Source organism: Burkholderia diffusa (assembly GCF_001718315.1).
Lineage (GTDB): Bacteria > Pseudomonadota > Gammaproteobacteria > Burkholderiales > Burkholderiaceae > Burkholderia > Burkholderia diffusa_B.
Genome location: NZ_CP013364.1, coordinates 326,177 through 339,970 on the forward strand (window position 1 = coordinate 326,177; position 13,794 = coordinate 339,970).

Sequence of the window (13,794 nt, forward strand, 5' to 3'; positions counted from 1 at the left end):
ATGGCGAATCCAGCGCGTCCGGCCCGTGCCGCTATCGTCCGGACGATGCCGGATCCAGTTGCGCGACGAACGCGACGATGCCCGACACCAGTGCGATGATCGCGTACGGGACGACCCGCTCGTCGATCAGCATCGCGTGCACGACGCCCAGCAGCGAGGCGAGCGCGATGAACACGCAGAACGTTGCAAGCGCGCTTCGATATGGCAGACCCATCATGACGTTCTCCCGGGAAGCGGGCGTCGCGGACGGCGTTGCCGCCCGCGCAGCCGCCGCTGGTTGCGCAAGACATGGCGTCATGATCGCGTGCCGCGCCCCGGCACGATTGATCTGTATCAACGGACGAATTCCGGCGTCGCTGTCGCGACGCGCCGATCAAGTCATCTGACCAATCGTCTTGCGGAATCGCGTCAGCGACAGCAGGAACAGCACGCATCCGATCGCGAACAGCGCGGCAAACTGGGCCCACACCGCATCGAGCCCGGCACCTCGATACAGGATGCGCTGCGCGAGCTCGACGAAATGGGTGGTCGGCGCGGCCAGCATGATGTCCTGCACGACGGGCGGCATGCTTTCGCGCGGCGTCAGCCCGCCCGACAGAAGTTGCAGCGGCAGCAGCACGAGGACGAGCAGCATGCCGAACTGCGGCATGCTGCGCACGAGCGTCGCGAGAAAGATCCCCATCGACGTGGTCGCGAACAGGTGCAACGCCATGCCGGCCACGAACAGCGGCACGGAACCGGGAATCGGCACGTGCAGCGCGCCGCCCACGACGAACGTGAGCGACGCGACGGCCGCCGCCGCGACGACGAGCCCCATCGACCAGACCTTCGCGAGCATGATTTCCGCCGCCGTCACCGGCATCACGAGCAGATGCTCGATCGTCCCGTGCTCGCGCTCGCGGATCAGCGCGGCTCCGGTGAGGATCATCGACAGCATCGTCACGTTGTTGATCAGTTCCATCAGCGCGCCGAACCAGACTTCGTCGAGATTCGGGTTGAAGCGCATGCGCATCGCGAGATCGACGGGCGGCAACGCCGCGCCGCGATGGCGCCGCACGAATGCGTCGATCTCGCCCGACACGATCTGCTGGATGTAACCGCCGCCGGTGAACGCCTGCGTCATGCGGGTCGCATCGACGTTGAGCTGGACCGTCGCGTGGCGGCCGGCGAGCACGTCGCGCTGGAAATCCGGCGGAATGTCGAGCGAGAACGTGTAGTCGCCGTCGTCCAGCCCGCGATCGGCGGCGCGGGCGTCGACGATCGGCGGCGGCGCGAACTGCGGCGGGAAGAACGCCGCCGCGATGCGCGCCGACAGCGGCGACGCATCCTCGTCGACGATCGCGATCGGCACCTTGTGCAGCGTTTCCGGGCGCGCGGTGGCGGCGACGTAGATCGACGCGCTGAACGTATAGACGATGAGTGCGAGCAGGATCGGGTCGCGCGCGAGGCTCCACAATTCCTTGACCCCGAGCCGGAAAATGACGAGCAGGCGCGACATGGTCAGCGCTCCTGCTTGCGCAGCAGCACGCCCGTCATGACCAGGATGACCGGCACGGACGCGAGCATCGGCCAGAACTGGGACGACAGGTCGGCCAGCCCGAGCGCCTTGTTGTAGACGCCGCGGCTGATCGCGAGCATGTAGGTGGCCGGGTAGACGGTGCCGATCCACTTGCCGCTGCCCTCGAGCGACGACAGCGGCGTGAGCAGGCCCGAGAACTGCACGACCGGAATCAGCGTGCCGACGATCGTCATGAAGATCGCCGCGATCTGGCTGCGGGTAAACGTCGACGCGAACAGCCCGATGCCGGTGGCCACGACGTTGAATATCAGCACGGCGGCCGCCAGCGTCGTGAAACTGCCCTTGATCCGCACGCCGAACACGACATCGGCCAGCACGACCATCAGCAGGAAGTTCAGCATGGCCAGCATGACGTAAGGCGCCTGCTTGCCGAGCAGGAATTCGGCGCGCGTGACGGGCGTCACGTACAGGTTGACGATCGACCCGAGTTCGCGTTCCCGCACGACGGCGAGCGCCGTCAGCATCGCGGGCAGCATCAGCAGGAGCATCGGCATGCTCGCCGGAATCATCGCCGGCAGGCTCTTGACGTCGGGGTTGTAGCGATAGCGGATCGCGATGTCCACGGCCGGGACGAGCGATACGCCGAGCCGGCGCCTGGCCTGGTCGCGCAGCCAGTTTTCGTGCATGCCGGCCACATAGCCGCGGATCGTCTCCGCGCGCATCGGCATCGCGCCGTCGACCCATGCGCCGATCTCCACGCGGTGCCCGCGCGCGACGTCGCGCGCGAAACCGGGCGGGATCTCGAGCGCGAGCGACAGCTGGCCGTTGCGCATGCGGCGCTCGATGTCGCGGTCGTTTGCGAGCGGCGCGCGCGGCACGAAGTAGCGGGACCCGGCCAGATTCTGCGCATAGTCCTGGCTCAGGATCGACTGATCGCGGTCGAGCACCGCGAACGTCAGGTTGTCGACGTCGAGACTGATCCCGATGCTGATCACGCACATCAGCACGAGCGAGCCGAACAGCGCCAGCGTCGCGCGCAACGGATCGCGTCGCAGTTCCAGCACCTCGCGCCACAGATAGCTGCCGGCGCGCGCCGGGCTGAACCACGCGTCCGCGTGGCCGGCACCGGCCGCCGCGGGCGGCGCCGCGAGCCAGCCGGCGTCGGACGGTGCATCGGCCGCCGCGCCGCCCGCGCCCTCCGCACCGTCAGCATCAGCATGCTGCGCATCGCTCAGGTAGCCGATGAACGCGTCCTCGAGCGTGGCCGCACCGCGCAGGCGCACCAGTTCGGCCGGCGCTGCGCTCGCGAGCACGCGGCCCGAATGCATCAGCGAGATGCGGTCGCACCGTGCGGCCTCGTTCATGAAGTGCGTCGAAATGAAGATGGTGACGCGATCGTTGCGCGCGAGCTCGATCATCAGCCGCCAGAAGTCGTCGCGGGCGACCGGGTCCACGCCCGAGGTCGGCTCGTCCAGGATCAGCAGCTCGGGCTTGTGCACCATCGCGACCGCCAGGGACAGCCTCTGCCGCATCCCCAGCGGCAGGCGCTCGGGCAGCGCATCGAGTGCGTCGGCCAGCCCGAAGCGCTCGACCATTTCGGTCACACGCGCGGGCACGTCCGGTTCCGGCACGCCGAACAGGCGCGCGTGCAGCACGAGGTTCTGCCGCACGGTCAGTTCTCCGTAGAGCGAAAACCCTTGCGACATATAGCCGACGCGCCGGCGCGTGTCGATGTCGTTCGCGGCGACCGGCCGGCCGAACAGCGTCGCCGTGCCTTCGGACGCGGGAAGCAGGCCGGTGAGCATCTTCATCGTCGTCGACTTGCCGCAGCCGTTGGAGCCGAGAAAGCCGAAGATTTCACCTTGGCGGATCTGCAGGCTCACGTGGTCGACCGCGACGAAATCGCCGAACCGCATCGTCAGCGCGTCGGCCTCGATCGCGTAGCCGGCGGCCTGGTCGGGCTGGAACGGCTCGATCACGACCGGCTGGTGTCCGCGTCGGCGCGCCTCCGGCAGCAACGCGATGAACGCGGCTTCCAGCGTGTCGCAACCGGTGCGCTCGAGCAGCTCGTCAGGGCTGCCGATTGCCAGCACGCGGCCCGCGTCCATCGCGATCAGCCGGTCGAAGCGGCGGGCCTCGTCCATGTACGCGGTGGCGACCAGCACGCTCATCGCCGGGCGGGCGGCGCGAATGCGGCCGATCAGTTCCCAGAACTGCGCGCGCGACAGCGGATCGACGCCGGTCGTCGGCTCGTCCAGGATCAGCAGGTCGGGATCGTGGATCAACGCGCAGCACAGGCCGAGCTTCTGCTTCATGCCGCCGGACAGCTTGCCGGCCGGGCGATCGAGGAACCGCTGCAGGCCGGTGCTGTGCGTCAGCGCGTCGATCCGGCGACGGCGCTCCGCGGCATCGTGGCCGAACAGTCGCGCGAAGAACTGCAGGTTTTCCTCGACCGACAGCGTCGCGTACAGGTTGCGGCCGAGGCCTTGCGGCATGTAGGCGATGCGCCGGCATACGCGCGCGCGATGGCGGCGCGACGCCAGGTCGCCGTCAAGCGTCCATACGCGACCCTGCTGGATCGCGCGCGCGCCGGACACGAGCGCGAGCAGGCTCGACTTGCCGACGCCGTCCGGCCCGATCAGCCCGATCATGCGGCCGGCCGGGATGTCGAGGGTCACGTCGTCGAGCGCGTACTTGTCGCCGTAGCGCAGCGAGACGGCGGACAGCCGGGCGACCATGCGCGGATCGGCCGACGCCGGCGAACGATCGGTCGCTGCGGCATCGGTGTCGGCGGGCGTCGTCGCGTTCATTGCGGCACCCTGATCGCGAGGCGATCAGGCCAGCCCGCGCGCGGGTCGGTCTTCAGCCACGCGACGCCCGGCAGTCCGGTCTTCACGAGTTTCAGGTGGCGCTGCAACAGATCGCGATCGATGCGTGCCTTGACGCGGAACATCAGCTTCTGCCGCTCGGTGGCCGTCTCGACCGTCTTCGGCGTGAACTGCGCAGTGCTCGACACATAGGACACGCGTGCGGGAATCACGTATTCCGGCGCCGCATCGAGCACGATCCGCACGTCGGCGCCGAGCGGGACCCGGCCGACGATCGCTTCGGGCAGGAAGAACGTCATGTAGACGTCGGACAGGTCGACCACGTTGAGCACCTTGCCGCCTGCCGGCAGGACTTCGCCCGATTCCGCGATCCGGTACTGGACACGCCCGTCGCGCGGCGACGTCAGTTCGCTGTCCGCGATGTCGGCCCGTACGCGCGCCACGGTCGCCTGCGCGGCCGTCACGGCCGAGCGGGCCGCGACGAGCTGGGCGCGCGTTGCGTCGACGGCGGCCTGGGCCGCTTCCACCTGCGCGCGGGCGGCGTTCACGGTCGCGCGCAGGCTGCCGGCGCGCGCGCGATCGTCGTCCAGTTCCTGCAGCGACGACGCACCGTCGCGCGACAGCGTTTCGGACCGCGCGAGCCGCCGCGTGGCCGCGTCCAGCTCGCTTTCCCGTTGCACGACGACGGCCGCGGCCGCAGCCTTGTCGCTGCGGCGCTGCGCGACCTGCGCGTCGATGCTCGCCGCGGTGTTCACCGCCTGTTGCTCGCGCGCCTGTGCCTCGTCGAGCTGCGCCTGCAGGACGACGACGTCCATGCGCGCGAGCGGCTGGCCGGCCGTCACGAAGTCGCCTTCGTCGACGAGCATGGCGGTGACGCGCCCCGGCAGCTTGGTCGCGACGTCGATTTCGGTCGCCTCGATGCGGCCGTTGCCGCTGACGAGCCCCGCATCCGTCTGGCCGTCGCGCCAGCGCGTCCACCCGTAGTACGCGAGGCCGATCGCGAGCACGGCCGCACCGACACCGATCAGAAGAGGGCGCGGGATGGTTTTCATGGTGTGTTGTCCGAGTCTGTCGAAAGGGGAGCCGTTGCCGCGGCGGTCTTGCCGGTGTCGATCTCGCCGCCGCCGAGCGCGCCGTACAGCGCGACGCGGCTCGACAGTAGCGCACGGCGCGTCATCACCAGCTGCTGTTCGGCGTTCATCAGGTCGCGTTGGGCATCGAGCACTTCGAGGAAGCGGGTTGCCCCGCTGTCGTAGCGCAGCTTCGCGAGGCGTGCGCGCTCGGCCTGCGACGCCAGCGTGGCGCGCTCGATGGCGACCTGGTCGGCGAGCCAGTGGCGCGCCGCGAGCGCATCGGACACGTCGCGGAACGCGCGCTGCAGCGTCTTCTCGTACTGCGCGAGCGCCTCGTCGCGTTGCGCGTGCGAGAGCGCGAGATTCGACCGGTTGCGGCCGCCGTCGACGAGCGGCAGCGTGACGTTCGGAATCACCGACCACACGCCCGCGCCGGACGACAGCAGGTCATGCAGCGCGCTGCTTCCCGAGCCGATCGCGCTCGTCAGTGCGATGCGCGGAAAGAATGCCGCCCGCGCCGCGCCGATGTTCGCGCGGGTCGCCCGCAGTTCGTGCTCGGCCGCGATCACGTCCGGGCGCCGGGTCAGCAGCGACGACGGCAGGCCGGGGGCGAGCGACGGCAGCACCGCGCCGTCGTCGAGCGCGAGCGGCGTGTCGGCCAGCGCCGGCGGCGCACCGACGAGCAACGCCAGCGCATCGGCCGCCGTCGCGCGCGCTTGCTGCAACTGGACGCCGAGCGATTCCGCCTGTTGCAGCAGGATTTCCGATTGCGTCAGGTCGAGGCGGGAGATCGCGCCGGCCGCGTGGCGAAGCCGGAAAATCCGCAGCGATTCGCGGCGTGTGTCGATCGTCGCGCGGGTCAGCGCGATGCGTTCGTCGATTTCGCACAGGGTCAGATATGCGTTAGCGACACCGGTGACGACGCTCAGCGTCACCGCCCGTTTCGCCGCGTCGCTCGCGAGATAGCGCTGGAGCGCCGCGTCCTTCAGGTTGCGCACGCGTCCCCAGAAGTCGAGCTCCCATTGCGTCTCGGCCAGCTGGACTTCGTAGAGCTGGCCGATGACGGGCGCCGGCGTGAGGAAGCCGCCCGGCGTGCGAAACCGTGCATAGGCCGCCCCCGCGCCGATCGTCGGCCATTGATCGGCGCTGCGGATGCCGTAGACCGCCCGCGCCTGCTCGACCCGTGCAACGGCCGCGCGCAGATCGCGGTTGTCGGCGAGCGCCTGCCCGATCAACGCGCGCAGGCGTGCGTCGACGAAGTAGGCCTGCCACTCGGGTACGGGCGCCGCGGATGTCGCGGGCGTCGCGTCGGCGGAAGGATCCGGAAAGGAGGCGGGAATCGGTGCGGCGGGGCGCTCGTCCGGTGGCGCAAGCGACAGGCAGCCCGACAGCAGCCCCATGCCTGCCGCGAGCGCAATGGCACGCATGCGCCGCACGACGGCTGGATGAAAGCGAACAGCAGGCGCGGCAGCGCGCATGGGATGCCTCGTCGAATACTGAAATGCGGGAATACGGGATGGCGTCGCCCTCCAGGCGCTGCCGCTTCGGATTCACTTATATCCGACGATTGCAGGGTTTCCCCTTGATCTGTGTCACTCGGGCGGGAATGCGTTTCGAGCCGCCCCTCGCTTGACGCGCGCGTCGCGGCGTGCCTCCGGCGGTTTCGTGATCGCGTGCCGGACGCAACCGCGTGGTGCCTGTCACGGGCGATCGCCCGGCCCCGGATTGAGCAGCACAACGAACGCGAGGATGCTGGAGATCAGCGTGACGATCGAGTACCTGAACACCTCCTCGTCGAACAGCATCCCGTGAACGATGCCGACCAGCGACGCAATCGCGATGAACACGCAGAGCGTCGCAAGCACGATGCGGTACTGCTTGTGGATCATGACGGTCTCCCGGAAAGCGGTGGACGTCGACGGTCGTACGAATGCGAAACGCGCCGGTTGCGGCGGTTTTCGCGACGTCCGCCGATTCATGATCGCGTCGCGCCCCGTTGCGCGGTTGATCTGCGTCAATGGACAAAATCGGCCATCGCCTGCCCGACGGCCTCTGCCGTCAGCCCGCCTTTGATTGATCCTCGTCAACCCGCCGGCGCGGCCGTGCGCGATGCTGTACACGGTGCAGCACGCGCTCGCTCGCATGCTTTGCGGCCGGCACGGGCCGACGGGAGACCGACATGAAATCCGATGCAGTACTCAAGCAGGATGTCGAGCAGGCGTTGTTCTGGAATCCGGCGATCGATGCACGCAGGATCGACGTCGAGGTGCGCGACCGGATCGTGACGTTGCGTGGCACGGTCGACAGCTGGGCCCAGAAGCTCGAGGCGCAGAAAACGGCACTGCATGTCGCCGATGCGCGCGCGCTGGTGCTCGAACTGAACGTCGCCCCGCCGGAGAACGCGTGCGCGGACCAGGAACTGGCGATCGCGATCACGTTCGCGCTCGGATGGCAGGAGGCGTTGCGCGATCACAAGATCAGCGTCGAGGTCGATCACGGCTGCGTGACGCTCGATGGCGAAGTCGATCACGCGTATCAGAGCCGGGCGGCGGAAGCGATGGTGAGCCGGATGATCGGCGTCGTCGGCGTGGCGAACCGCATCCGGGTGCGCACGGACCATACGGTGCCGGACGTTGGCGCGCGGATCGCCGAGGCGCTTGCACGCCGCGCGCAGCGTGAATCCGCGGGAATCTCGATCGACGCGGCCGACGGCATCGTCACGTTGACGGGCACGGTCGCGTCGCTCGCCGAAAGGCGCGCCGCATGCGGTGCGGCCGGGTCGGTGAGGGGTGTCCGGCAGGTCGTCGACCGGCTGACCGTTGCCTGACCGGCTTGCTTGTGCTGTCTACTACCAGGAGAAGCAGCGATGAACCGTTCGCATACCGGCCCCGGCCGAAACTATCTGCGCCGCGACAAGCGCATGCAGCCGCACACGAAGGACAGTTACCGTGATCCGAAGCGACCGACCGGCGACCGCATCTGCGAAGGCTGCGGCGCGGTCTGCGAAGCCGGCCGATGGACCTGGTCCGCGACCGCGCTCGACCGGCGCCAGCTCGAATGCCCGGCCTGCAAGCGCATGCGGGAAAACGTGCCGGCGGGCGAACTGGTGTTGCACGGCGAGTATCTGCGCGCGCACCGGTCGACGATCATCGAATTGCTCGAGCACCAGGCCGATCTGGAGACGAGCGAGCACGCGCTCGAACGCATCATGGACATCGAGAAATCCGCCGATTCGCTCATCGTGCGAACGACAGGCGTGCATATGGTCCGCCGTCTCGGCGAAGCGCTGCTGCATGCGCACCACGGCGATCTCGCGATCAACTACCGCGACGGCGAGGACGTGCTGCGTGCGCACTGGACACGCGACGACGTGTGAGCGGGTGGTCGTCCGCCGGGCAGGTTCGATCCCATGAACAGATCATTCGACTACTCCGGGTTGCTGATTCCGATCGCGTTCGCCGTGCTGGTTGCGGTTCAACTGCTGGCGCGTCAGCCGGCGGCGACGTCGATTTCCTACAGCGATTTTCACCACCTGGTGGACGCACGGCTCGTCGACGATCTCGAGATCGGCCAATCGTCGATCTCGGGCACGTTGCGCATGCCGGAGGCCGGCGCCGCGCTGCCCGCGTCCGACGCGGCCGAGGTAAAGGACGCCGGGCCGCCGTGGCGCTTCACGACGAACCGGGTGAGCGACGAAGGCCTGGTCGCCGCGCTGACCCATGCCGGGATTCGCTATCGCGGCGCGACGGATACGGGCTGGATGGGGACGCTCGCGGCCTGGATCTTCCCGCTGATCGGCTTCGTCGTGATCTGGAATTTCTTGCTGCGACGGCCGGGCGGGATGCGCGACCTGAGCGGCATGGGCAAAAGCCGCGCCCGCGTGTACATGCAGAAGGAAACCGGCATCACGTTCGACGACATCGCGGGCATCGACGAAGCGAAGGCCGAGTTGCAGCAGATCGTCGCGTTCCTGCGCAACCCCGAACGCTACCAGCGGCTCGGCGGCAAGATCCCGAAGGGCGTGCTGATCGTCGGCGCGCCCGGCACCGGCAAAACGCTGCTCGCGCGCGCGGTCGCCGGCGAAGCCGCGGTGCCGTTCTTCACGATCAGCGGTTCGGCGTTCGTCGAGATGTTCGTCGGCGTCGGCGCGGCGCGCGTGCGCGATCTCTTCGAACAGGCCCAGCAGAGCGCGCCGTGCATCGTGTTCATCGACGAGCTCGATGCGCTCGGCAAGGCGCGCGGCGTCGGCCTGATGTCGGGCAACGACGAGCGCGAGCAGACGCTCAACCAGCTGCTCGTCGAGATGGACGGCTTCCAGGCCAATTCGGGCGTCATCATCATGGCCGCGACCAACCGGCCCGAGATTCTCGATCCCGCGCTGCTGCGCCCCGGGCGCTTCGACCGGCACATCGCGATCGACCGGCCGGACCTGACCGGACGCAAGCAGATTCTCGCCGTCCATACGAAGCGGGTGAAGCTCGCGCCGGAAGTTGACCTGGCCGAACTGGCGCAGCGCACGCCCGGTTTCGTCGGCGCCGATCTCGCGAACGTCGTCAACGAAGCCGCGTTGCATGCGGCCGAACTGGGCAAGCCCGCGATCGGGATGGCCGATTTCGACGAAGCCATCGATCGCGCGATGACCGGCATGGAGCGCAAGAGCCGCGTGATGAACGAACAGGAAAAGCGGACCATCGCGTACCACGAATCGGGGCATGCGCTCGTCGCGCAAAGTCGCGCGCACTGTGATCCGGTGAAGAAGGTGTCGATCATTCCTCGTGGGATCGCGGCGCTCGGCTACACGCAGCAGGTGCCGACAGAGGATCGCTACGTGCTGCGCAGAAGCGAACTGCTCGACCGGCTCGACGTGTTGCTCGGCGGGCGCGTGGCCGAGGAAATCGCATTCGGCGACGTGTCGACCGGCGCGCAGAACGATCTCGAGCGGGCGACCGCGCTGGCGCGTCACATGGTGATGCAGTACGGGATGAGCGAGAAGGTCGGCCTCGCGACGCTCGACGACGGCGCCCCGCAAGGCGGCGCGCCGGGCGTATGGACGCCGGGCGACGGCCATTGCAGCGAGCACACGGCGCAGCTGATCGACGAAGAGGTGCGCGCGCTGCTCGAGGACGCGCATGCGCGGGTCACGGCGACGCTCGGCGAGCACCGCGACGCGCTCGAACGGATCGCGCTCAGCTTGCTCCAGCACGAATCGATCGATCACGACATGCTGGTCGCGCTCATCGCGCCGCCGGACGATGCCGACGTGACGCCCCGGCCGGCGCAAGCCGACGCGGAAACGACCACGGGCGTCTCTGCCTGAAGAAACGACCGCCGCGATCGAGCCGGACGCCTGCCGCCCGCCATCGCGGCGTTCAACAGCCGATGCAGACGGGGCCGTCGCGCCGCGCGCGCGCCGTGTCATCGGCCACGACCGACGCGAGCCGCGGATCGGGCCGGAAGACGGTGATGCCCTTGAGCCCGTCGCGCCATGCCTGGAAGAACAACGCGTCGACCTCCGCGAGCGAACACTGCCCGGGCATCGTCACGGTCTTCGAAATGCCCGCGTCGACACACGGCTGCAGCGCCGCAAGCATCGCGACATGATCCGCCGGCGCGATGTCCGCGGCCGTGACGAAATAGCCCGGCAGCTCGACGTTGTCGCCATGCAGCTCGCGGAACAGCCGGTAAGCGTGGTTCTCCGCACGAAACGGCCGGATCTGCCCGCCGGCGGTGCGGACCATGCGGCGCTGCGTCCAGCCGACGGCCGGCTCGATTCCGTTCGAACAGTTGTCGCAAAACGCGAGGCTTACGCTGCCGGCCGGCGCGAACGACAGCAGATGGCTGTTGCGCAGCCCGTGGCGCGCAATCGCGTGATGCACCTTCAGCGGCAACAGCGTGCGATACGCGGGGCCGGTCAGATAGGCGGCCGGGTCGTAGGCGGGAAACGCACCGCGCTCGGCGGCAAGCGCGGCCGATGCGGCGAACGCATGCTCGCGCATCGTCAGCACGATCGTGCGTGCGAGCGTGCGCGCTTCCACGCTGTCGTAGCGCAGCCGCAGCATCGTCAGCGCGTCGGCCAGCCCGGTCACGCCGACCCCGACGCGCCGTGTCCGCCGCGCCTCGTGCTCGTGCGCGGCGAGCGGCCACGCGGTCAGGTCGAGCACGTTGTCGAGCATGCGGACCTGAATGCGCACCGCGTCAGCGAGCGTCGCGAAGTCGAAGCGCGGATTCTCGTCGATACCGAACGGGTGGAGCACGAAACGCGACAGGTCGATCGGCCCGAGCACGCAGCTGCCGTACGGCGGCAGCGGCTGTTCGCCGCACGGGTTCGTCGCGTCGATCCGCTCGTGCTCGCGCAGCGGATTCGCGTCGCGGATCGTGTCGAGGAACAGCAGCCCGGGTTCCGCGCTGTCGCGCGCGGCCTTGACGATCTCGTGCCAGAGCGTGCGGGCCGGAACCGTCGCGTAAAGGTAACGTCCGTCCGGCCGCCTGGGGGGCGCGCCGGATGCGCGGCGGGGCGGCGCGTGATGGACGAGCGCCCACGGCAGGTCGTGCCGGACTGCTTCCATGAATGCGTCCGTGACGCCGACCGACAGGTTGAACGTCGGCCAGCGCGAGCGTCCGCGCTTGGCCGCGACGAATGCGACGAGATCCGGATGATCGCAGCGCAGCACCCCCATTTGCGCACCCCGGCGCGGGCCGGTGAACGGCAGTGCCCGGCACATCGCATCGAAACGGTCGATCGCCTCGCATGCGCCGCGCACGGATGACTGGCGCCGTTCGTACGCGTCGGCGGGCGGCACCGGAGAAAAGTCGTAGCCGATTCCGCCCCCCATCAGCAGCGTGACCCGTGCGTCGTCGAGCGCCTGCGCGAGCGCCGTGTCGACCATCTGCACGGGGGTGTCGGGAGGAATCGCTAGCGGATGGACGAAGCAGTTGACCATCGTCCTGCCGTTGTCCGCGCCGGCATTGGCGAGGATGCGTCCCGCGCCGATCGCGCCGCGCTGCAGGTTCAGGAAAAACGCGCGCTCCGCCTGCGCACGGCGCTCGGCCGGCTCGGCAAGCGACAGCGCATGGGCAACGCGATGGAAGACGTCCGCGCGAGACGTTTCGCCGGGTTGCGCATAGCGCTCGGCGAACACGGTGGTGCAAAGCGGTTGCTCGTCCATGGCGGGGCTCGGCAACGACGAATGATTCACTGTAGAAGCCTGCCCGGACGTGTCGTTGATCGAGCGCAACCGGGCGCCTTCGCGGCATCGCTTGACGGTGGTCAACCCCGCGACCGGCATCGAACGTAAGGTGGAGCCACGGCCGGCACGCAGCGATTGCCGCGAATCGCCGCGCCAGCCATCGACTGCGAACCGCGCACCATGACCGATATCGTTACCGTTACCCTGAATCCGGCCGTCGATGTCGCGACGTCCGTCGAGCACATCGTCGATACGCACAAGCTGCGCTGTGCACGGCCGCGGCGCGACCCCGGCGGCGGCGGGATCAACGTTGCCCGAACCATTCACCGCCTCGGGGGCGACTGCGTCGCGCTGTACCTGGCCGGCGGGCCGACCGGCGACGTCCTGACGCTGCTGCTCGAAGCCGAGCGTCTGCCGGCGGTGCGCATCCGGATCGCCGGCGAGACGCGCGAGAACGTCTGCGTGACCGAGACCGCGACCGGGCGCGAGTACCGCTTCCTGATGCCCGGGCCGTTGGTCACCGAGGCCGAGTGGCGCGACTGCGCAGCCCGCATCGACACCCTGCACCCGGCGCCGCGATATCTCGTGTTGAGCGGCAGCCTGCCGCCCGGCGCGCCCGACGATCTGTATGCGACGCTGGCGCGGACGGCCAGGGCGAGGGGCAGCCGGGTGGTTGTCGACGCGGCGGGGCGGGCACTGCAAGCTGCCCTCGAGGCCGGCGTTCATCTCGTGAAGCCCAGTCTCGGCGAACTGAGCGCGTTGGCCGGCGAGCCGCTCGACGACACGTCGGCATGCCGGAAGGCCAGCGAACTCGTGGCGCGAGGACAAGCCGACATCGTGGCGTTGACGCTCGGTGCGCGCGGCGCATGGGTCGTCACGCGCGACGGCGCGCTGCGCCTGCCCGGCAGGCCGGCAACGGTATGCAGCACGGTCGGGGCCGGCGACAGTTTCGTCGGCGGCATGGTCTGGGCGCTGGCGCGCGGCGTGCCGTTCGACGAAGCGTGCCGCTATGCGCTGGCGGCTTCGGCCGCTTCGGTCGAGCATCCGGGGACGGCGCTGTGCACGCGCGACGACGTCGAGCGGATTCACGCTGAACTGGTTGCGCAAGCAAGCTGACGACCAAGCGGGCCGATTCGTGCGCGATCGCGTCGATGCACGATCGATCGTTGATCTGGCTCAGCGGTTTT

Annotated in this window: 11 protein-coding genes; 4 read left to right on the top strand and 7 right to left on the bottom strand. The window is 69.0% G+C overall.

Going from position 1 to position 13,794, the window contains the following annotated elements; all coding sequences use genetic code 11:
* Positions 1-31: 31 nt before the first annotated feature.
* The 6 genes from WI26_RS28250 to WI26_RS28275 all read right to left on the bottom strand — a co-directional run bounded on the left by WI26_RS28250 (position 32) and on the right by WI26_RS28275 (position 7,309).
* A complete protein-coding gene (locus WI26_RS28250) occupies positions 32-217 on the bottom strand; it encodes a DUF2964 family protein (RefSeq protein ID WP_034202928.1) in 186 nt (61 codons plus the stop codon).
* A gap of 156 nt (positions 218-373) precedes the next feature.
* Entirely contained in the window at positions 374-1,498 is a 1,125-nt protein-coding gene (locus tag WI26_RS28255) for an ABC transporter permease (RefSeq protein ID WP_059511389.1), read from the bottom strand.
* Between the two features lie 2 nt (positions 1,499-1,500).
* On the bottom strand, positions 1,501-4,329 hold the full coding sequence (rbbA, locus tag WI26_RS28260; RefSeq protein ID WP_069228038.1) for a ribosome-associated ATPase/putative transporter RbbA: 2,829 nt from the start codon (positions 4,327-4,329) through the stop codon (positions 1,501-1,503).
* Complete coding sequence (locus WI26_RS28265) at positions 4,326-5,399, bottom strand: HlyD family secretion protein (RefSeq protein ID WP_059799274.1); 1,074 nt, start codon at positions 5,397-5,399, stop codon at positions 4,326-4,328. The genes rbbA and WI26_RS28265 overlap by 4 nt, the downstream gene beginning before the upstream one ends.
* Positions 5,396-6,898, bottom strand: a complete 1,503-nt coding sequence (locus WI26_RS28270) for an efflux transporter outer membrane subunit (RefSeq protein WP_069228039.1) — start codon at positions 6,896-6,898, stop codon at positions 5,396-5,398. The genes WI26_RS28265 and WI26_RS28270 overlap by 4 nt, the downstream gene beginning before the upstream one ends.
* A gap of 222 nt (positions 6,899-7,120) precedes the next feature.
* The gene (locus WI26_RS28275; RefSeq protein WP_059505352.1) at positions 7,121-7,309 is read right to left on the bottom strand and encodes a DUF2964 family protein; all 189 of its coding nucleotides are present in this window, start codon (positions 7,307-7,309) and stop codon (positions 7,121-7,123) included.
* Positions 7,310-7,599: 290 nt separating this feature from the next.
* Between WI26_RS28275 and WI26_RS28280 the strand changes: the two genes are divergently transcribed.
* From WI26_RS28280 to ftsH, 3 genes are read left to right on the top strand one after another with little or no spacing between them, the layout of a single operon-like run.
* Positions 7,600-8,247, top strand: coding sequence for a BON domain-containing protein (locus WI26_RS28280; protein WP_059504923.1), 648 nt, complete (start codon positions 7,600-7,602; stop codon positions 8,245-8,247).
* A gap of 39 nt (positions 8,248-8,286) precedes the next feature.
* Entirely contained in the window at positions 8,287-8,796 is a 510-nt protein-coding gene (locus WI26_RS28285; protein WP_059540617.1) for a BCAM0308 family protein, read from the top strand.
* A 33-nt stretch (positions 8,797-8,829) separates the two neighbouring features.
* A complete protein-coding gene (ftsH, locus tag WI26_RS28290) occupies positions 8,830-10,737 on the top strand; it encodes an ATP-dependent zinc metalloprotease FtsH (protein ID WP_069228040.1) in 1,908 nt (635 codons plus the stop codon).
* A gap of 52 nt (positions 10,738-10,789) precedes the next feature.
* Here the strand turns inward: ftsH and WI26_RS28295 are convergent, their stop codons facing one another.
* Positions 10,790-12,586, bottom strand: a complete 1,797-nt coding sequence (locus WI26_RS28295) for an adenosylcobalamin-dependent ribonucleoside-diphosphate reductase (protein WP_069228041.1) — start codon at positions 12,584-12,586, stop codon at positions 10,790-10,792.
* Positions 12,587-12,787: 201 nt separating this feature from the next.
* On the opposite strand from WI26_RS28295, the gene WI26_RS28300 reads away from it, so the two are divergent.
* Complete coding sequence (locus WI26_RS28300; RefSeq protein WP_059541553.1) at positions 12,788-13,723, top strand: 1-phosphofructokinase family hexose kinase; 936 nt, start codon at positions 12,788-12,790, stop codon at positions 13,721-13,723.
* The last annotated feature ends 71 nt before the right edge of the window (positions 13,724-13,794 follow it).

What these genes read in the sequence shown, in the direction of transcription:
- WI26_RS28250 (WP_034202928.1), bottom strand. Translation starts at nt 217, where the DNA reads ATGATGGGTCTGCCATATCGAAGCGCGCTTGCAACGTTCTGCGTGTTC.
- WI26_RS28255 (WP_059511389.1), bottom strand. Translation starts at nt 1,498, where the DNA reads ATGTCGCGCCTGCTCGTCATTTTCCGGCTCGGGGTCAAGGAATTGTGG.
- rbbA (WP_069228038.1), bottom strand. Translation starts at nt 4,329, where the DNA reads ATGAACGCGACGACGCCCGCCGACACCGATGCCGCAGCGACCGATCGT.
- WI26_RS28265 (WP_059799274.1), bottom strand. Translation starts at nt 5,399, where the DNA reads ATGAAAACCATCCCGCGCCCTCTTCTGATCGGTGTCGGTGCGGCCGTG.
- WI26_RS28270 (WP_069228039.1), bottom strand. Translation starts at nt 6,898, where the DNA reads ATGCGCGCTGCCGCGCCTGCTGTTCGCTTTCATCCAGCCGTCGTGCGG.
- WI26_RS28275 (WP_059505352.1), bottom strand. Translation starts at nt 7,309, where the DNA reads ATGATCCACAAGCAGTACCGCATCGTGCTTGCGACGCTCTGCGTGTTC.
- WI26_RS28280 (WP_059504923.1), top strand. Translation starts at nt 7,600, where the DNA reads ATGAAATCCGATGCAGTACTCAAGCAGGATGTCGAGCAGGCGTTGTTC.
- WI26_RS28285 (WP_059540617.1), top strand. Translation starts at nt 8,287, where the DNA reads ATGAACCGTTCGCATACCGGCCCCGGCCGAAACTATCTGCGCCGCGAC.
- ftsH (WP_069228040.1), top strand. Translation starts at nt 8,830, where the DNA reads ATGAACAGATCATTCGACTACTCCGGGTTGCTGATTCCGATCGCGTTC.
- WI26_RS28295 (WP_069228041.1), bottom strand. Translation starts at nt 12,586, where the DNA reads ATGGACGAGCAACCGCTTTGCACCACCGTGTTCGCCGAGCGCTATGCG.
- WI26_RS28300 (WP_059541553.1), top strand. Translation starts at nt 12,788, where the DNA reads ATGACCGATATCGTTACCGTTACCCTGAATCCGGCCGTCGATGTCGCG.